This window comes from Aureivirga marina (assembly GCF_015767265.1).
Classification (GTDB): domain Bacteria; phylum Bacteroidota; class Bacteroidia; order Flavobacteriales; family Flavobacteriaceae; genus Aureivirga; species Aureivirga marina.
In genome coordinates this window covers 398,734-416,605 of record NZ_JADPIB010000002.1, presented here as the reverse complement: position 1 = coordinate 416,605, position 17,872 = coordinate 398,734, and the positions used below count along the sequence as shown (strand labels likewise).

Annotated in this window: 19 protein-coding genes and 2 tRNA genes; 16 read left to right on the top strand and 5 right to left on the bottom strand. The window is 29.5% G+C overall.

The genetic code is table 11. From position 1 onward, the window contains the following. Window positions 1–48 precede the first annotated feature (48 nt). From I1A51_RS06060 to I1A51_RS06020, 9 genes are all read left to right on the top strand, one after another. A complete protein-coding gene (locus tag I1A51_RS06060) occupies window positions 49–1,116 on the top strand; it encodes an anhydro-N-acetylmuramic acid kinase (protein ID WP_196892087.1) in 1,068 nt (355 codons plus the stop codon). A gap of 46 nt (window positions 1,117–1,162) precedes the next feature. Continuing rightward, complete coding sequence (locus I1A51_RS06055; RefSeq protein ID WP_196892086.1) at window positions 1,163–2,395, top strand: Glu/Leu/Phe/Val dehydrogenase; 1,233 nt, start codon at window positions 1,163–1,165, stop codon at window positions 2,393–2,395. Between the two features lie 13 nt (window positions 2,396–2,408). Beyond that, window positions 2,409–3,773, top strand: a complete 1,365-nt coding sequence (nhaD, locus tag I1A51_RS06050; RefSeq protein ID WP_196892084.1) for a sodium:proton antiporter NhaD — start codon at window positions 2,409–2,411, stop codon at window positions 3,771–3,773. Between the two features lie 129 nt (window positions 3,774–3,902). After that, complete coding sequence (locus I1A51_RS06045; RefSeq protein ID WP_196892076.1) at window positions 3,903–4,595, top strand: MotA/TolQ/ExbB proton channel family protein; 693 nt, start codon at window positions 3,903–3,905, stop codon at window positions 4,593–4,595. A 9-nt stretch (window positions 4,596–4,604) separates the two neighbouring features. After that, window positions 4,605–4,997 (top strand): ExbD/TolR family protein, encoded by a 393-nt coding sequence (locus I1A51_RS06040; protein WP_196892074.1) that lies wholly within the window; start codon window positions 4,605–4,607, stop codon window positions 4,995–4,997. 26 nt (window positions 4,998–5,023) lie between these two features. Beyond that, entirely contained in the window at window positions 5,024–5,836 is an 813-nt protein-coding gene (locus I1A51_RS06035) for an energy transducer TonB (protein WP_196892072.1), read from the top strand. A 166-nt stretch (window positions 5,837–6,002) separates the two neighbouring features. Beyond that, window positions 6,003–6,833 (top strand): MBL fold metallo-hydrolase, encoded by an 831-nt coding sequence (locus tag I1A51_RS06030; protein ID WP_196892070.1) that lies wholly within the window; start codon window positions 6,003–6,005, stop codon window positions 6,831–6,833. Window positions 6,834–6,897: 64 nt separating this feature from the next. Further along, entirely contained in the window at window positions 6,898–7,770 is an 873-nt protein-coding gene (locus I1A51_RS06025; RefSeq protein WP_196892068.1) for a helix-turn-helix domain-containing protein, read from the top strand. Between the two features lie 279 nt (window positions 7,771–8,049). Continuing rightward, window positions 8,050–8,469, top strand: a complete 420-nt coding sequence (locus I1A51_RS06020) for a nuclear transport factor 2 family protein (RefSeq protein WP_196892066.1) — start codon at window positions 8,050–8,052, stop codon at window positions 8,467–8,469. A gap of 95 nt (window positions 8,470–8,564) precedes the next feature. Here I1A51_RS06020 and I1A51_RS06015 read toward each other — a convergent pair. Continuing rightward, a tRNA-Met gene (locus I1A51_RS06015) sits at window positions 8,565–8,637 on the bottom strand. Window positions 8,638–8,809: 172 nt separating this feature from the next. On the opposite strand from I1A51_RS06015, the gene era reads away from it, so the two are divergent. Beyond that, window positions 8,810–9,691 carry a GTPase Era gene (gene era, locus I1A51_RS06010; RefSeq protein WP_196892065.1) on the top strand — a complete coding sequence of 294 codons (882 nt, stop codon included), beginning with the start codon at window positions 8,810–8,812 and terminating at the stop codon, window positions 9,689–9,691. Between the two features lie 53 nt (window positions 9,692–9,744). Here era and I1A51_RS06005 read toward each other — a convergent pair whose 3' ends face one another. Genes I1A51_RS06005 through I1A51_RS05995 form a run of 3 tightly spaced genes read right to left on the bottom strand, consistent with a single transcriptional unit; the run spans window position 9,745 to window position 11,658 of the window. Next, window positions 9,745–10,254 (bottom strand): ferritin, encoded by a 510-nt coding sequence (locus I1A51_RS06005; RefSeq protein WP_196892064.1) that lies wholly within the window; start codon window positions 10,252–10,254, stop codon window positions 9,745–9,747. A gap of 9 nt (window positions 10,255–10,263) precedes the next feature. Further along, window positions 10,264–11,139: a 4-hydroxy-tetrahydrodipicolinate synthase gene (gene dapA, locus I1A51_RS06000; RefSeq protein ID WP_196892063.1), complete on the bottom strand. Its 876-nt coding sequence runs from the start codon at window positions 11,137–11,139 to the stop codon at window positions 10,264–10,266. Then, window positions 11,140–11,658: a DUF6913 domain-containing protein gene (locus tag I1A51_RS05995; RefSeq protein ID WP_196892062.1), complete on the bottom strand. Its 519-nt coding sequence runs from the start codon at window positions 11,656–11,658 to the stop codon at window positions 11,140–11,142. A gap of 52 nt (window positions 11,659–11,710) precedes the next feature. On the opposite strand from I1A51_RS05995, the gene I1A51_RS05990 reads away from it, so the two are divergent. Together I1A51_RS05990 and I1A51_RS05985 are read left to right on the top strand one after the other, a co-directional pair. Further along, window positions 11,711–12,466, top strand: a complete 756-nt coding sequence (locus I1A51_RS05990) for a 5'-nucleotidase C-terminal domain-containing protein (protein WP_196892061.1) — start codon at window positions 11,711–11,713, stop codon at window positions 12,464–12,466. Between the two features lie 2 nt (window positions 12,467–12,468). Next, on the top strand, window positions 12,469–13,383 hold the full coding sequence (locus tag I1A51_RS05985; protein ID WP_196892060.1) for a bifunctional metallophosphatase/5'-nucleotidase: 915 nt from the start codon (window positions 12,469–12,471) through the stop codon (window positions 13,381–13,383). Between the two features lie 271 nt (window positions 13,384–13,654). Here the strand turns inward: I1A51_RS05985 and trxB are convergent, their stop codons facing one another. After that, the gene (gene trxB / locus I1A51_RS05980) at window positions 13,655–14,602 is read right to left on the bottom strand and encodes a thioredoxin-disulfide reductase (RefSeq protein WP_196892058.1); all 948 of its coding nucleotides are present in this window, start codon (window positions 14,600–14,602) and stop codon (window positions 13,655–13,657) included. A 144-nt stretch (window positions 14,603–14,746) separates the two neighbouring features. Here trxB and I1A51_RS05975 point away from each other — a divergent pair, with 144 nt between their 5' ends. The 4 genes from I1A51_RS05975 (at window position 14,747) to I1A51_RS05960 (ending at window position 17,721) form a co-directional block, all read left to right on the top strand. Then, a complete protein-coding gene (locus tag I1A51_RS05975) occupies window positions 14,747–15,079 on the top strand; it encodes a thioredoxin family protein (RefSeq protein WP_196892056.1) in 333 nt (110 codons plus the stop codon). Window positions 15,080–15,147: 68 nt separating this feature from the next. Next, window positions 15,148–15,222: transfer RNA gene (locus tag I1A51_RS05970), tRNA-Pro, on the top strand. Between the two features lie 245 nt (window positions 15,223–15,467). After that, window positions 15,468–16,889 (top strand): pyridoxal phosphate-dependent decarboxylase family protein, encoded by a 1,422-nt coding sequence (locus tag I1A51_RS05965; protein ID WP_196892054.1) that lies wholly within the window; start codon window positions 15,468–15,470, stop codon window positions 16,887–16,889. Beyond that, window positions 16,876–17,721, top strand: coding sequence for a bifunctional helix-turn-helix domain-containing protein/methylated-DNA--[protein]-cysteine S-methyltransferase (locus I1A51_RS05960; protein ID WP_196892052.1), 846 nt, complete (start codon window positions 16,876–16,878; stop codon window positions 17,719–17,721). The genes I1A51_RS05965 and I1A51_RS05960 overlap by 14 nt, the downstream gene beginning before the upstream one ends. Window positions 17,722–17,872 lie beyond the last annotated feature (151 nt).

Genomic DNA, 17,872 nt, shown 5'->3' with positions numbered 1-17,872 from the left:
ATATCATTTTTGAATTATATGTAATTTTAGCATCAAAATATTGTAAAAATGACTGAAAAAAATACAATGTATTCTATCGGAATGATGTCAGGAACTTCCCTTGATGGAATAGATTTAGTATATGTAAAATGGAATTTAGATGATTATACAAAATTTGAGATTTTTCACTCTAAAGCGGTTGATTATTCTAAAGAATGGAAGAATAAATTAAAAGAAATTTTTAATGGTTCCGCAGAAGAAATTACAAAATTACACGTTGATTATGGAGAGCTTTTAGGAAATGTAATTAATGAATTTATCAAAGAAAATAAAATTCAAAAAGTAGATTTTATCGCTTCGCACGGACATACAATTTTTCATAATCCAAAAGAGAAATATACACAACAAATTGGATGTGGATATCAGATTGCAAAAATTACGAATAAAAAAGTAATTTGCGATTTTCGTTCGCAAGATGTTGCTCTTGGAGGACAAGGTGCACCTTTGGTTCCAATTGGTGATGCTTTGCTTTTTTCTAATTATGATTATTGTTTAAATCTGGGCGGATTTGCGAATATTTCTTTTCATCAAGAAGGAAAAAGAATCGCTTATGATATTTGTCCAATAAATACTGTTTTGAATTATTATGCAAATAAATTAGGAAAAGAATATGATGAAAATGGCGATGAAGCAAGAAAAGGAACTATAAATATTGAATTGTTGGAAGCTTTAAATAAAATTCCTTTTTATCAAAAAGAAACACCAAAATCTTTAGGAATTGAATTCGTTTTAGAAAAAATCATTCCTTTGATTGAAAAGTATAAAATTTCTATTCAAGATAAATTAAGAACTTTTATTGAGCATATTGCTTTTCAATTACATGTAAATATTTTAAATTCGAAAGAGAAAAATATTTTAATCACAGGAGGAGGTGCTTTTAATTCATTTTTGATAGAAAGATTTGCTTTTTATTCTTCTGTGGAGAAAGATTTAAAAAACACAAAATTAATTAATTATAAAGAAGCATTAATATTCTCATTTTTGGGCTTAAGAAGGTTGGAAAATAAAATAAATTGTCTCTCTAGCGTCACAGGAGCCATAAAAGACCATTCGAGTGGGCAAATAATTGAAGTGTAATTTATATATTTGCTCATTCACGAAAAAAAGACCAAAAAAACACACAATGAAAGAATTACTAAAAAAATACGAAAACAAACAACCAGAAATAGTTTTTAATTGGAAAGATTCTGAAACAGAAGCTGAAGGATGGGTAGTGATCAACTCATTAAGAGGAGGTGCAGCTGGTGGAGGAACTAGAATGCGTAAAGGATTAAACATGAATGAGGTTCTTTCTTTAGCAAAAACTATGGAGGTAAAGTTTACAGTTGCTGGTCCTGCTATTGGTGGAGCGAAATCTGGGATTAATTTTGATCCTCAAGATCCAAGAAAAGAAGGAGTTTTAAGACGTTGGTATAAAGCTGTTGCTCCATTATTAAAGAATTATTATGGAACAGGTGGTGACTTAAACGTAGACGCAGATAAAGAAGTAATTCCAATCACAGAAAGCTGTGGAATCTGGCACCCGCAAGAGGGTATTTTCAACGGACATTTCAAGCCAACAGAAGCTGAAAAAATCAACAGAGTTGGACAATTACGTCATGGAGTAATTAAAGTAATCGAAGATTCAAAATTTTCTCCAGATGTAAATCGTAAATATACAGTTGCTGATATGTTAACAGGATATGGAGTAGCAGAAGCTGTAAAACATTATTATAACATTTACGGAGGAAATATTGAAGGAAAAAAAGCAATCGTTCAAGGTTTTGGAAATGTAGGTTCTTCAGCAGCTTATTTCTTAACTCAATTAGGAGCAAAAGTTGTTGGAATTATTGATAGAGTTGGAGGAGTGATCAAGGAAGAAGGATTCACAATGGAAGAAATGACGGAATTATTCTTAGCTAAAGATGGTAATACTTTAGTGTCTGATGCAATGATTCCTTTTGAAGAAATGAATGAGAAAATTTGGTCTTTAGGAGCTGAAATTTTTGCACCAGCAGCTGCATCAAGATTAGTAACTGAAGAGCAAGTAAATACAATGATTGCAAATGGATTAGAAGTAATTACTCCAGGAGCAAACGTACCATTTGCAGATAAAGAAATTTTCTTTGGACCAATTATGGAAGCTACAGATAAGCAAGTAAGTCTTTTACCAGATTTTATTTCTAACTGTGGAATCGCTCGTGTTTTTGCTTATTTCATGAGTTCTCAAATTCCATTACCAATGCAAGATGACGCAATATTTGCAGATACATCAAACACAATAAAAAATGCTTTGGAAAAAGCACATGCTAGAAATAGTAGTAAAACAGATATCTGTAAGACTGCTTTTGAGATAGCACTAGAACAATTAGTATAAATTTTAAAGAAAAATGACAGCATTATTAATCTTAGTATTCGTAATAGGATATCTAGCCATTACGTTAGAACATCCTCTAAAACTAGATAAAACAGTTCCTGCGCTTTTAATGGCGGCAATTATGTGGGCTTTATTAGCAGTAGGATATCATTCAGGTTGGTTTAACGTTATCGATGGACATGAAGAAGTATTCACATTTGTAGCAGGAGACCATCACGCAGAAGAAGGATTTACAAATCTTTTATTACACCATTTAGGGAAAACAGCAGAAATTTTGGTATTCTTAATTGGTGCGATGACAATTGTAGAGATTGTTGATTTACATAGAGGATTTGAAATTTTAAAAGGTTGGGTAAGAACAAATAGTAAGAAAAGATTACTATGGATTTTATCTATTTTAGCCTTTATTTTATCTGCAATTATTGATAACCTTACAGCGACTATTGTACTAATAACGCTGCTTCGTAAAATTGTTAAGGATAAGAATGAACGTTGGTGGTTCGCTGGTCTTATCGTTGTAGCTGCAAACGCAGGAGGGGCTTGGTCTCCAATTGGGGATGTAACAACTACAATGTTATGGATTGGTAAAAAAGTATCTGCTGGAGCTTTAGTTCAAAAATTAGTAATCCCATCAATTTTTACAATGGTGATTCCTACATTTATCGCTACTTTATTACCTGCATTTAAAGGAAATATTAAAGTAGAGGAAGCTGAAAGTGATGTGAAAGCGGAAAAACTTTTAAGTAGTTCTACAATGTTATATTTAGGATTAGGTATGATTGTTTTTGTACCAATCTTTAAAACGATTACACATTTACCACCTTATATCGGAATGATGCTTTCTTTAGGTGTTGTATGGTTAGTTTCTGAATATATTCATCCAGAAGAAGACTTTACAGAAGAAAGAAAACATTTATATTCTCCACATAAAGCTTTATCAAGAATTGAGATGTCAAGTATCTTATTCTTCTTAGGAATTTTACTTGCAGTAGGAGCTTTAGAAAGTTTAGTTTATGGTGTTGCTGCCGATGGAACACAAGTAGGAACATTACGTTATTTAGCTGAGGTTCTTCGTGAAGCAATTCCTAACTTAGATGTTGTAGTATTACTTTTAGGGGTATTCTCTGCAATTATCGATAATGTACCATTAGTTGCTGCATCTATGGGAATGTTTAGTTACCCATTAGATCATGAAATTTGGCATTTAGTTGCTTATTCTGCCGGAACAGGAGGAAGTATGTTAATCATTGGTTCTGCTGCTGGAGTTGCTGCAATGGGAATGGAGAAAATCGATTTTATTTGGTATTTAAAGAAAATCACATGGTTAGCTCTTGTTGGATTCTTAGCAGGATTCGTTGTAGCTTTATTCATGATATAATGATTTTTAAGACATAAAAATAAAATAGAATAAAAAATCCCACACTAGTGGGATTTTTTTTTAAATAATTTGTAAAACAATTTTCAAATTGTAAATTCGTTCTTTCTAAATACACTAACATAAAAAACTATGATTACAGATTTTGTACAGCAAGATGCAGAAGTTTTAGAGGAAGCAATTCCACAAGAAAAGACCCTTTCAATTGTTCAATTAATTATGGACGGAGGAGTAGGAGGACAATTAATTATTTTACTTCTAACTATTTTACTTGCAGTAGGATTATATATTTATTTTGAAAGGTTTTTTGCGATTAAAGCCGCTTCAAAACCAAATAGAAATTTTATGAATTCTATCAAAGAAAATGTATCTGAAGGTAAGTTAGATGCTGCAAAAATGATGTGTTCTCAAGTAAATACACCTGTTGCGAGATTGATTGAAAAAGGAATTTCTAGAATTGGAAAACCTTTGGAAGATATTAATACAGCAATTGAAAATGCAGGAAAATTAGAAATTTATAAATTAGAAAGAAACGTTAGTATTCTTGCAACTATTGCTGGAGCTGCTCCAATGATTGGATTCTTAGGAACTGTAATCGGAATGATTGTAGCAATTCACGAAATTGCAAATTCAGGAGGACAAATTGACATTAAAATGCTTTCTGATGGATTATATACAGCAATGACTACAACAGTTGCAGGACTTATCGTTGGTATTGTTGCTTATATTACTTACAACCATTTAGTAAATAAAACAAACAAAGTTATTTATGAAATGGAAGCTAAAGCTGTTGAGTTTTTAGATTTATTAAATGAACCACTTTAAAATTAAACTATGAATATACGTGGTAGAAATAAAGTAAGTCCAGAATTTAATATGTCGTCAATGACGGATATTGTATTCTTACTTTTAATATTTTTTATGTTAACTTCAACTTTAGTTACTGTAAATGCAATTGATGTTCTTTTACCAAAGGCAGGAGGAAAGACAGAAAACAAAAAATCTGTAGCTGTAACTATCAAAAAAGGACAGAAGTTTTATATCAATAAAGACAAAGTAAGTTTTAAAAATTTAGAAAAAGATTTAATAGAATCTTTAGGTGGAGATTTAAAACAAACAGTTATCATTCGAGGAGAAAAAGATGCTCCTTATGAAGATGTAATGAAAGTTATTGATATTGCTAATAAGAATAAGCTTAAAATGATTTTGGCAGTAAAAGGAAGGTAATTTCTTTTGCTTAAAAAATAAAGACTATGTTAGAAACTAAACATGAAAAAAAATCTGCAGTTATAACAACGATAATTATGTCGTTGCTGTTAATTGTGATTTTTTTCGCTGGAATGAAGTATCAAGATCCACCAGAAGAATATGGAGTTGCACTTAATTACGGAACTTCAGATGTCGGAAGTGGAAAGAAATTTACAAATGAAACTGTAAAAACTGCTCCAAAAAAAACAGTGAAAACACCAACAAAACCAACTGCTTCTAAAACACAAGAAGAAGATGTAATCACTGATGAAAAAGCAGAAGATGTTCCTACAGTTACTAAAAGTAAAAATCCAGTAAAAAATACGACTCCAGAAAAAAATGTACCTGAAAAAGATACAGAGAAACCAAAAGAAGAAGTGAAGAAAAAACCAGACGAAAAGACAACAAATCTTTTAGATAATCTTTTTAATGGTGAAAAATCGGATGGAACAACTTCAGAGGGTGATGGAGATGATGATAAACCTGGAAATAAAGGGAAAGAAAACGGAGATGTTAGTAATGGTGGTTATAAAGGAGGAGCAAATGGTTCGGGAGGAAATTATTTACTTTCAGGAAGAAAAGCATTAAAAACTCCAAAGAAAAAGCCAGAGTGTAGTGAAACAGGAACAGTTGTTATTCGAATTATTGTTGATTCTTCTGGAAATGTGATAAAAGCAGATTTCTTAGCAGAAGGAAGTGATAATTCAAGTAAATGTTTAATTGAACCTGCAAGACAAGCCGCATTAGCAACAAAATTTAATGAAGATAGTCAAGGTCGAAAAAAACAAATTGGAAAAATTATTTATCATTTTAGATAAATTAATCGATCAAAAGAATAAAAAAAGCATCAATATAATTATTGATGCTTTTTTGTTTTCTAATATTTTTAAAAGCGAATTTATCAAAATGGTATATCTTTATTTTAATTTGGTATGAAGTAAATGTTGGGTTGAAATTAATTTTGTTCTATCAAATATAATGAGAATGAAAAGAATAATTTTATTACTGACAATACTGATTGCTACAGTATCTTGTTCACAGTCTGATGAATCAAATAATATGAAAAAAGTAGACATACAATTGATTCGAAATGCAACATTAAAAATCAATTATAACGAAAAAACGCTTTTGGTTGATCCATCACTTTCGTCAAAAGAGAGTTTTATGTCTTTTGTGGTTCCAAATGAAAATTTAAATCCAACAATTGATTTAAAATTATCTGTTGAAGAAATTGTTACTGGAGTGGAAGCAGTTTTGGTTACACATACACATGTAGATCATTTAGATGAAGGAGCCAAAAATGCGCTTTCACCAACGATTCCTTTATTTGCTCAGCCTATTGATAAACAAACATTTGAAGAGCAAACACCTTTTACAAATGTAAATTACGTAGAAGATTCTTCAAATTATCATGGAATAACAATTCATAGAACTGGAGGAAAACATAGTTCTGATTCATTGTTTGAAGTTTTAGGTGAAGTTTCTGGTTTTGTATTACAAGCTGAAAACTATCCGACAATTTATATTGTTGGAGATTGTTTATGGGATGAAGAAATAAAGAAAAATATTAAAAAATTTAATCCAGATATTATTATTACAAATTCAGGTGGAGCTCAATTTATGGGAGAAACTATTTTGATGGATGAAGAAAATACTGTTGCTCTTGCGAAATTTGCTCCAAATGCAAAAATTGTTTCTGTACATATGGAAGCTTTAGATCATTGTAAAACTACTCGTGCTTCTTTAAAAGAAAAAGCGCAAGAAGAAAATGTAGAAATTATAATTCCTCAAGACGGAGAAACAATTGTTTTATAATTTTTTTGGAATTCAGGTATTTGGACTTAGATTTTAATAAGTGTAATTTTAATAAAGTTTTGAAATGAAGTATGTAAAGTTTGACAAAACAGTTTGCGGAGTAAGTTTTTTACTAAATGTCATAGATTTTCAGTCGGGTTGTGCTTTTGAGTTTGAATCAGAAACACAAATTGCAGATTATTTCCAGATTTACTTTATAAAGAAAGCAAATGGATTTTTAAAACTAAATGATAAGATTATTCATCTTCGTCCAAATACGATTGTTTTTATTTCTAAAAACCAGCGCCATTCTTGGCATTTAGATGATCCTGGAAAGTTTGAAGGACAATTTTTAGTCTTTCAAGATGAGTTTTTAAATGACTTCTTTTCGGATCAGTATTTTATTTTTCGGTTACTTTATTTTTATCAAACAGAATATCCTTTAGCTCTTTCAGTTTCTCCTGAATATTTAGATGATACTTTATTGAAATTAAAAGAAATCAAAAAGGAATTAGTGTTTCCTAAAAATGATAGTGTTCATTTAATTCGCTCTCTTTTATATTATATTTTAATTGCTTTAAATCGTCATTATTCAGAAGCAAATCATATAAAAGATGCAATTTCTTTAGATAATACAGCATATCAGTTTCGAAAATTAGTCGAGAAAAATATTTTTAAAAATCAACGAATAGAAGATTATACTTCGATGATGAAAATTAGTCGAATTACATTAAATAAAGCAGTAAAAGAACAATTTAATGTTACGACAACAGAATTTATCAAATCAAGATTGATTTTTGAACTTAAAATGAAATTGATTCATACTACAAAAACGATTTCTGAAATCGCACATGAATTAAATTTTTCAGAAGCAAACCATCTTTCTAGATTTTTTAAACAAAAAACAGGGCAAACACCTGTTGAATATCGATTGGATTATCAAAATGGCATTTCTTGAAAATATAATATTGATTTTCAGGTTTTTAGATTGTTTATTTTTTCCTTGATAAAAAAACGAACCAAAAAAATCAAGACTTGTATTTTTTAAATCAAAAATCTATAAAAATTTGAAAAAGACTCAAAAAACTCGTTATCGCTCAGACAGTTTCTCGTCTATTGTTTTCAAATTTTTTGATTTTTAAGATTAAAAAAATAGGTCAATTAAATTTTAAACATTTAAAAAACATTGATGAAAACATTTAAGCAAATATGTTTAACATTTTTAACTTTATTTATTATGACAAAAACAAGCAATGCACAAGATAAAATGCATACAAAACAAGCAATTCGTGAAGCGATGGAACATTTAATTGATCGTGCGACAAATTTTGATGTAGAAGCTTTAGAGATGATTTATCATAAAGATTTTCACACAACTTTAGTGATGCCAGATGGAAAAGTAACAACATATAATAAACAAGAGTTTAAAGATCATTTTGCAAAACAAGCTAAAGAAGGAAAAACACAATTAAATACTTGGGCTGACTGGCATGATTTCAATATTATTGGTGATTCTGCTGTTTGTGTTTTAACAAGAAGGCATAGTGGAATGAATGGAGAAGAAATGAAGCTCCTATGTAATATTGAATTAAAATTTGAAGATGGAAGATGGCAAGTAATTCGAGAAGCAATTTTCCTAAGATCTTTGTCAGAATAAATAAATTCAAAAATTGGATGCAATTATATTCAGTGGGGAATATTAATTTTTATAAAAGAAAAAAGGCTTTACAATTTGTAAAGCCTTTTGTTTTGTAGCGGGAACAGGACTCGAACCTGTGACCTTCGGGTTATGAGCCCGACGAGCTGCCTACTGCTCTATCCCGCGATTTGTGATGCAAATATAGAACTATTTCCTTAATTGGCAAGAGAAAAAAATAAAAATTTCATAAATATTTTTTAACTATAAGATAATGTGTTGTTTAAATATTTTTTGTATTTAAAATTTATAGAATAAAAAGACGTACCTTTGCCAAGAATTAAATAAAAAGATACTCTAAATGAAGCACAGAGCAGGTTTTGTAAATATTATAGGAAATCCAAATGTAGGAAAATCAACATTGATGAATGCGTTTGTTGGTGAAAAATTGTCGATTATTACATCAAAAGCACAAACAACACGTCATCGAATCCTTGGACTTGTAAATGGGGATGATTTTCAAATTATTTTTTCTGATACTCCTGGAATTATTAAACCAGCATATGAATTACAAGAATCGATGATGGATTTTGTAAAATCAGCTTTTGAAGATGCTGATATTTTGGTTTATATGGTAGAAATAGGAGAGTCTGAATTAAAAGATGAAGCCTTTTTTAATAAAATCAAAAGGTCAAAAATACCTGTTCTATTATTAATTAATAAAATTGACAATTCGAATCAAGAAGAAGTTGAGAAGAAAATAGAATATTGGAAAGAAAAAGTTCCAAATGCAGAAGTGTATGTTATTTCTGCTTTAGAGAATTTTAATGTAGAACCTGTTTTTGAGAGAATTGTTTCATTATTACCTTCAAGTCCACCTTATTTTCCAAAAGATCAGTTAACGGATAAGCCTGAAAGATTTTTCGTAAATGAGAAAATTCGTGAAAAGATACTTTTAAATTATAAAAAAGAAATTCCTTATGCTGTTGAAGTAGAAACGGAGGAATTTACAGAATCGGATGATATTATTAAAATTCGTTCGGTAATTATGGTAGAAAGAGATTCACAAAAAGGAATTATTATCGGGCATAAAGGTTCAGCTTTAAAGAAAGTTGGTTCAGAAGCTCGAAAAGATTTAGAATTGTTTTTTGATAAAAAAGTATTTTTAGATTTATATGTAAAAATCAATAAAAACTGGAGAAGTGATAAAAAGCAATTAAGAAGATTTGGATATCAAGAATAGAGAACAAAATAAAAGATAAGAGAAAGGCTGCAAATTTGCAGCCTTTTTTATTTTTATACTTGAGGTGGTTTCACCGAAGTTAAAAGTTTTACATCATTATCAAATAAGTATAAACCTCCTTTATCATCACCAATTAAGTTGATTTTATCAAGAATTGTTCTTGCTGTTGCTTCTTCTTCAATTTGTTCTGCAACATACCATTGTAAGAAATTGTGTGTTGCATAATCTCTTTCTTCCAAAGTAATGTGAACAAGCTCATTGATTGATTGTGAAACAAACAATTCATGTTTTAATAATTGCTCAAACATATCTTTGAAAGAACCAAATTCTACAGGTGGAGCATTTAACTCAGAAACAATTGCATGTCCTCCTCTTTCATTTACATATTTGATTAATTTCAGCATATGCATTCTTTCCTCATCCGATTGTGCATACATAAATGTTGCAACTCCTTCTAAACCTTGAAATTCAGCCCATGAAGCCATCGCTAAATAAATTTGAGAAGATTCAGCTTCATAACGAATTTGCTGATTAAGTGCGTCTATTACTTTTGTTGATAACATAATTTGTAATTAAAGTTCTTTTAAAAAATCTTGAATTTTTTTCTCCAAAGTATCCGTAACAGAAACTAATGGTAAACGAACTTCTTTTGATGTAATGTTTAATTCGTTTAACATAGATTTGATTCCAGCTGGATTTCCTTCTTCGAAAATATAATCGATACTATCCATTACCTTATAATGAAGTTCGTATGCTTCTTTTGTCTTACCTTCCAATCCTAATTGAATCATTTGAGAGAATTCTTTTGGTAATCCTTCTCCAATTACAGAAATAACACCAGCTCCACCAGCTAAAGTCATTGGTAAAGCAATCATGTCATCTCCAGAAATAATTAAGAAATCTTCTGGTTTATTTTGAATTAATCGTAAAGCTTGAACCATATCTCCAGCAGCTTCTTTTACAGCAACTACATTATTGAAATCGTTTGCAAGACGAATAATTGTTTCTGGTTCCATGTTTTTAGCAGTTCTTCCAGGAACGTTATATAAAATCACAGGAATTGGACTTGCTTCTGCAACAGCTTTAAAGTGTTGATACATTCCTTCCTGAGTTGGTTTATTATAATAAGGAGAAACAGAAAGAATTCCATCAAAAGCAGAAAGATCTGTGTTTTTGATTTCTTCTACAACTGCCATTGTGTTGTTTCCTCCAATTCCTAAAACTAAAGGTAATTTTCCGTTGTTTACCTCAATAATTTTTTGCTTAACAGCTTCTTTTTCTTCTTTCGTTAAAGTTGCTGGCTCTCCTGTTGTACCTAATACAACTAAATAATTTATTCCATTATCAATTTGGTAATTTACCAATCTTTCTAATGCGTCAAAATCAACAGATTTATCTTCTTTAAATGGTGTTACCAAAGCTACACCAGTTCCTATAAACTTATTCATTTATAACTTATTTAAAATATGTAAGTATTTTTTTAATTCTTTTACAAAGGTAGGAATTTGCGTCATATCACAAGCTATCATTAACTGATAAAGAGCATCATCTATGCCTGGTTTTCCAACTTTAAATTTCGCTTTTGACAGTAATACAACAAGATTGATATATAAGTTATCTATATCACTAAAGTTTATTAATAAATCAAAATCTTTTTTTATAAAATCTTCTACATAATTTGATTTTAAAGCAGCATTCCAACCAAAGTCATTCTCACTGAAATAATATCTATCAACTTCCTCTCCTTTAACGTATTCTGTATAAATTAAAAAGTGTATTTGTGTTTCATTTAAGCCTAATTCTTTTTTTAATAGTTTAACAATTTGATCTTTTTGTTGGTCGTCTTCAACAATAAATCCAATTTTTTTCACTTTAGAGGCACTAAACTGGATGTTATTGCTTTGTGAAAGTATTTCTTTTTGATAATATTTTTGAATACTTTTGCTCTTAAAATGTTTTAAGTTCATTTAAAAAATAAGTTGAATAGCAAATTTAATTAAAATCATTAGTATTTAAACCATGAAAAAATACATTCTTTTGCTTTTTTCTCTTTTAGTTCTAGTAGCTTGCGAAGAAAAGAAGCAATCTCTTTATAAGATTGAGGGATCACAGATTCCAGTGGATGATAAGATCGTTTCAAATGAAGATGTAGAGAAACTTGTTGCGCCTTATAAAGATTCTTTGGAAACACAAATTAACCAAGTGTTGACATTTACTAAAAAAGATTTAAACAGATATGACGGGAAATTAGAAAGTTCACTAGGAAACCTATTAGCTGATTTAGCTTATGAACAAGGAAATCCGGTTTTTCATAAAATGACAGGAAAGAATATTGATTTTTCTGTGTTTAATTATGGTGGAATTCGTGCGAGCATTCCTTCTGGACCTGTGAAATATAGAAATGCATTCGAATTAATGCCTTTTGAAAATAAATTGGTTGTTGTAGAAATTACAGGAAAGAAAATGCATGAATTGGTGGATTATCTTCACAAAGCTCAAAGAGCACATCCGATTTCAAAACATTTTAGAATTGCAATCAAAAATGAAAATCCTCATAAAGTGATGGTTAATGGAAATAAATTTGATGAGAACAGAAACTATTATGTTCTTACTTCAGATTACTTACAAAATGGAGGAGATAATATGATGTTTTTCAAAGATCCTGTGAATATGTATGAACTGGATTATTTATTAAGAGGTGCAATTATCGATTACTTCTTAAAACAAGATACGTTACGTGTAACTTTAGACGGTAGATTTCAAACAGTAGATTAATTATGAAAAGAAGAGATTTTTTAAAAAATACAGCAGCAGCTTCAACTTTGTTGACTTTAGGTGGATTATCATTACAATCTTTTACAGAAGATTATTCTACGAAAATTACAATCTTACACACAAATGACACGCATAGTCATATCGAACCTTTTGAAGCTTCTCATTCTAAATATGCAAACAAAGGAGGAGTTGCAAGAAGGGCAACTATTGTAGAGCAATTACGTAAAGAAAATCCAAACACTTTACTTTTAGATGCTGGAGATATTTTTCAAGGTACACCTTTCTTTAACTTTTTTGGAGGAGAATTGGAGTTTAAACTAATGAGTATGTTGAAATATGATGCTTCTACTTTAGGGAATCATGATTTTGACAATGGAATAGGTGGATTATACAAACAATTACCACACGCAAAATTTCCTTTTGTAATTTCAAATTACGATTTTACAAATACGGTGATGGATACGCATACTAATTTGTATAAAATCTTTATCAAAAATGGAATTAAAATTGGTGTTTTTGGTTTAGGAATTGAATTAAAAGGTTTAGTTGATCCGAAAAATTATAAAGAAACTAAATATCTTGATCCAATTGGTGTTGCACAAGATATGAGTAGAATTTTAAAAGAAGAACAAAAATGTGATTTGGTTATTTGTCTTTCTCATTTAGGTTATTCTTATGATGTAAATAAAGATAAAGTTTGCGATTTACACATTGCAGAACAAACAAAAGATATTGATTTAATTATCGGAGGACATACACATACATTTTTACCAAAACCAACTGTAGTAAAAAATAGTGCAGGGAAAGATGTTTTAGTAAATCAAGTTGGATGTTATGGTATTAACCTTGGAAAAATCGATTTCTACTTTGATACAGACAAAAATAAAGTGAGTACAAGTACAGTAATTAATGTATAATTACCTCACTTTAAACATAAATAAAAAATTAAAAGCTGTCTTAAAATAAATAAGACAGCTTTTTAATTTTACAGAATTAGATAATTTTAGAGTAATTGTTTAACTTCTTAAAATGACTAAAGTCTTTTAACAACTACGACCACCAAACTAATATTAGAAAATGAAAACTAATCTTAGTTTTGCTTTATGTTTTTTCTCCCTTTACAAAAGTCTAATTATTTGAATTATAAATAGTAAGGGGAATTACTGTTTTTTATAAATTAAGATTATTTTAAACTAAAGAACCTAAATAACGTTCTGCATCTAAAGCAGCCATACATCCTGTTCCAGCAGCAGTAATTGCTTGTCTATAATCTTTATCTTGTACATCTCCAGCAGCAAAAACTCCAGGAATGTTTGTTTTTGTTGATTTTGGCTCTGTGATTAAATATCCAACATCATCCATATTTAATTGTCCTTTGAAAATATCCGTATTCGGTTTATGTCCAATTGCAATAAATACTCCTGTAGCTGAAATATCTTCTTTATCCCCAGAAACATTGTTGAAAGCTCTAACTCCTTCTACCACATTTTCTCCTAATACTTCATCAATTTCAGTGTTGAATTTTACTTCAATATTTGCTGTTTTTTCAACTCTATGTTGCATTGCTTTTGAAGCTCTCATATAATCTTTACGAACTAACATTGTAACTTTATTACAAATATTCGCTAAATATGTTGCTTCCTCAGCAGCTGTATCTCCAGCTCCAACAACAATCACATCTTGTCCTTTATAGAAGAATCCATCACAAGTAGCACAAGCCGAAACTCCACCACCTTTTAATCTTTCTTCACTTTCTAAACCTAAATATTTTGCAGAAGCACCTGTAGAAATAATTACAGTATCAGCTTCAACAATTTTACTACCATCGATAGTTGCTTTGTGAATTCCACCTTTTTCTGTGCTAAATTCAACATTTGTTACAACACCAAAACGAACTTCTGTACCAAATCTTTCTGCTTGATTTTTTAAATCTTCCATTAAAGCATTTCCATCTGTTCCTGAAGGATATCCTGGAAAGTTATCAACTTCTGTAGTCGTTGTTAATTGTCCTCCCATTTGCATTCCAGTATACATTACTGGTTTCATATCTGCTCTTGCTGCATAAATTGCTGCTGTATATCCTGCTGGCCCTGATCCAATGATAAGGCATTTTATTCTTTCAATAGTTTCTGACATGATTTTTTTCTTTTTTTCTGAAAACAAAAATAGAAGATTTCTACACATAGAAAACTTTATCGTAATAAGTTTTTATGATTTTAGTATAATGAAATACAATCAATCTATTTTTTCATTTACTTTTGACGAAATTAATTAAATAACATGACACCAAAAATAATCCAATCTGAAAAAGAATATCAAGAAATTTTAGAAAATAATGATAGTGTACTAATTTATTTTGGAACTCTAAGTTGTGGAGTTTCTACTTCTATGGAAGAAAAAGTACAAGAAATGATAGGGAATAAGTTTCCAAAAATGAAATTTTTCTATGTGAATATAAATTTTTCTGAAAAATTAGCTGCAACCTATAATGCATTCTCTGAACCTACTATTTTAGTATATTTTTCTGGAAAAGAATATGTTAGAAAATCTAGGCATTTTGGGCTATTTGAACTAGAAGAAGCAATTGCTAGAATTTATAAAATATTTTATTGATTTTTTTGAAAAAGGCTTGCAAGAATAAAAAAAGCTCGTATATTTGCAACCGCAATAACGAAATAATTCGGGGTGTAGCGTAGCCCGGTCATCGCGCCTCGTTTGGGACGAGGAGGTCGCAGGTTCGAATCCTGCCACCCCGACAGAAAGCCTTACTAGAAATAGTGAGGCTTTTTTATTTGATATAAGTTTTTCTTTTGTAAACTGTAATTTCTTATTCTTAAAAAATATGAATAAGAAAGAGTTTTAAAATTTCAATAATTTGTAAATCATATTTAAAATAGAATTCCATATTTAGACAATTTTAAGTATTTGAAAAACCGCAAGAATCGGATTTTATTCTATTTAAAGAATTGAGAATTTTGTCAAAATATTTAAAAGAATTTTTATGCAATTTGATTTTGACAATACACAGAGAAAAGAAATACTTGAAACAGTTTTTAAAAAATTAGAGAATTATTATAGCAGAACAAAAGACTTTAAAACGAATCCTGATTTAAATATAAAAGAAATCAGAGAATCTATACTTACTAAGGAATTAACAAATGGAATTATTCCTGAAAAAGCAATTGATCATGTTATAAAGGGACTTGAAAATTTTTCAGTTCACACTCCACATCCGAAATATTTTGGACTTTTTAATCCTCGTTCTAATTATGCAGGAATTATTGCTGATCTGATTACTGCTACCTATAATCCTCAATTAGCAGCTTGGAGTCATGCTCCATTTGCTGTTGAAGTTGAAGAATTGTTAATTAGAGAATTTGTAGATAAATTTGGATATGGTAAAAATGCAGATGGAGTTTTTGCAACAGGAGGAGCAGAAGCGAATCTTACAGCTTTACTCTGTGCTTTGAATCATAAATATCCAAATTTTGCTAAAGATGGAATATTTGGATTGGATAAAAAGCCTATTGTATTTTGTTCTGTAGAAGCTCATCATTCGATTCAAAAAGCTGCAAAAATTGTAGGATTAGGATATAATCTTGTAAAACCTATTCCAGTTACTGATGATTTAAAACTAGATTCAGATATTTTACAGCAAGAATTAAATAAATTAGATACATCCATATTTTCACCATTGATGATTATTGGAACAGCAGGAACTACTGGAACGGGTACAATTGATAATTTAAATCAGCTAAATTCTATATGTAAAAAAAATAATATTTGGTTTCATGTGGATGCAGCATATGGAGGAGGAGTTATTTTAAGTCGAGATTTAAAATATCAATTATCTGGGATTGAAAAGTCTGACTCTATAACTTTTGATGCTCATAAATGGATGTCCGTTCCAATGGGTACAAGTATTTTTTTAACTTCAAAAAATGAAATTCTAGGTAGAACTTTTAGAATTACAACTGAATACATGCCAAAAGAAGCGGATAAGCTAACAGTTACAGAACCTTTTACACATTCAATTCAATGGTCGAGAAGGTTTATAGGTTTGAAAATTTACCTTTCCCTTCTTTTTTATGGTTGGCAAGGTTATGAAAAAACAATTAATAATCAGACAGAAATGGGAAATTACTTAAGAAAACAATTAATAAAATTTGGTTGGATTATTAAAAATAATACTAATTTACCTGTAGTTTGTTTTACAATAAAAGAATTTGAAAATGATATCAATTTCACAGATAAAATTTTAAATAATATTTTATCAAATGGAAAATCATGGTTATCTGTGTATCCAATTAAAGGAATTCCTACTTTTAGAGCGTGTATAACAAATTATAATACTACTAAAAAAGAAATAGATGAATTAGTTGATGAACTAAATAAAGAAGTTACAACTTATGCAAGACAGTAAAATTTATCAATATAACAAAGTAGCAGAAGCTATTTCATATATAGATGATAATTTTAAAGAACAACCATCTTTAGATGATATAGCTAAGCATGTAAATCTGAGCTCATTTCATTTTCAACGACTTTTTAAAGATTGGGTTGGAATTAGCCCTAAACAATATTTGAAATTTATAAGTTCAAATTACGCTAAGAGCTTATTGAAGAAAAAAGAAAGTAATTTGTTTGATACAGCTTTTGATATGGGTTTATCAGGTACAAGTAGGTTACATGATATGTTTATTACAATTGAAGGAATGACTCCTGGAGAATATAAAAATGGAGGTTCAACATTAATAATTAATTATAGTTTTGCAGAAAGTCTTTTTGGGAAAATTATTGTGGCAGCCACTAAAAAAGGAATATGTCATTTAGCTTTTAGTGAAGATAATAATTTAGCGTTTGAAGAATTGAAAGAAATATTTCCAAATGCAATATTTCATCAGAAATTTGATAAATTTCAAGAAGAGGCTTTGCTTATTTTTCGAAATGATTGGTCTAATCTAAAAGAAATCAAATTGCATTTAAAAGGAACGAAATTTCAGTTGAAAGTTTGGGAAGCATTATTATCTATTCCATATGGAAATATTTCTACTTATGGAGAAATTGCAAAAAAGATTGAGCAGCCTTTAGCATCAAGAGCTGTAGGAACAGCTATTGGAAATAATCCAATAGCTTATTTGATTCCTTGTCATAGAGTTATTCAAAAATCAGGAAACTTTGGAGGATATCATTGGAATCCCATAAGAAAGAAAGCTATAATAGGTTGGGAAGCATCAAAATTGGAAAATGAATAAAGAATATTAATGAAATTAGTAAGTTTTTATTAAAGGAATTACAGGAATTACACCAAAAAAATATCAAAAAAGAGAACTAAATTTTCAAAATAATATTAAGAATCAATAACTTAAAAAAACGAGAGAAAAAGTTTATTTATTTAACAAAAAA

Excerpts from the sequence above, each read along its gene's own strand:
- I1A51_RS06035 (WP_196892072.1), top strand. The coding sequence starts at position 5,024 with ATGTTAGAAACTAAACATGAAAAAAAATCTGCAGTTATAACAACGATA.
- trxB (WP_196892058.1), bottom strand. The coding sequence starts at position 14,602 with ATGTCAGAAACTATTGAAAGAATAAAATGCCTTATCATTGGATCAGGG.
- I1A51_RS06005 (WP_196892064.1), bottom strand. The coding sequence starts at position 10,254 with ATGTTATCAACAAAAGTAATAGACGCACTTAATCAGCAAATTCGTTAT.
- I1A51_RS05990 (WP_196892061.1), top strand. The coding sequence starts at position 11,711 with ATGAAAAAATACATTCTTTTGCTTTTTTCTCTTTTAGTTCTAGTAGCT.
- I1A51_RS05985 (WP_196892060.1), top strand. The coding sequence starts at position 12,469 with ATGAAAAGAAGAGATTTTTTAAAAAATACAGCAGCAGCTTCAACTTTG.
- I1A51_RS06025 (WP_196892068.1), top strand. The coding sequence starts at position 6,898 with ATGAAGTATGTAAAGTTTGACAAAACAGTTTGCGGAGTAAGTTTTTTA.
- I1A51_RS06040 (WP_196892074.1), top strand. The coding sequence starts at position 4,605 with ATGAATATACGTGGTAGAAATAAAGTAAGTCCAGAATTTAATATGTCG.
- I1A51_RS06030 (WP_196892070.1), top strand. The coding sequence starts at position 6,003 with ATGAAAAGAATAATTTTATTACTGACAATACTGATTGCTACAGTATCT.
- nhaD (WP_196892084.1), top strand. The coding sequence starts at position 2,409 with ATGACAGCATTATTAATCTTAGTATTCGTAATAGGATATCTAGCCATT.
- I1A51_RS05965 (WP_196892054.1), top strand. The coding sequence starts at position 15,468 with ATGCAATTTGATTTTGACAATACACAGAGAAAAGAAATACTTGAAACA.
- I1A51_RS05995 (WP_196892062.1), bottom strand. The coding sequence starts at position 11,658 with ATGAACTTAAAACATTTTAAGAGCAAAAGTATTCAAAAATATTATCAA.
- I1A51_RS06060 (WP_196892087.1), top strand. The coding sequence starts at position 49 with ATGACTGAAAAAAATACAATGTATTCTATCGGAATGATGTCAGGAACT.
- I1A51_RS06020 (WP_196892066.1), top strand. The coding sequence starts at position 8,050 with ATGACAAAAACAAGCAATGCACAAGATAAAATGCATACAAAACAAGCA.
- dapA (WP_196892063.1), bottom strand. The coding sequence starts at position 11,139 with ATGAATAAGTTTATAGGAACTGGTGTAGCTTTGGTAACACCATTTAAA.
- era (WP_196892065.1), top strand. The coding sequence starts at position 8,810 with ATGAAGCACAGAGCAGGTTTTGTAAATATTATAGGAAATCCAAATGTA.
- I1A51_RS05975 (WP_196892056.1), top strand. The coding sequence starts at position 14,747 with ATGACACCAAAAATAATCCAATCTGAAAAAGAATATCAAGAAATTTTA.
- I1A51_RS06055 (WP_196892086.1), top strand. The coding sequence starts at position 1,163 with ATGAAAGAATTACTAAAAAAATACGAAAACAAACAACCAGAAATAGTT.
- I1A51_RS05960 (WP_196892052.1), top strand. The coding sequence starts at position 16,876 with ATGCAAGACAGTAAAATTTATCAATATAACAAAGTAGCAGAAGCTATT.
- I1A51_RS06045 (WP_196892076.1), top strand. The coding sequence starts at position 3,903 with ATGATTACAGATTTTGTACAGCAAGATGCAGAAGTTTTAGAGGAAGCA.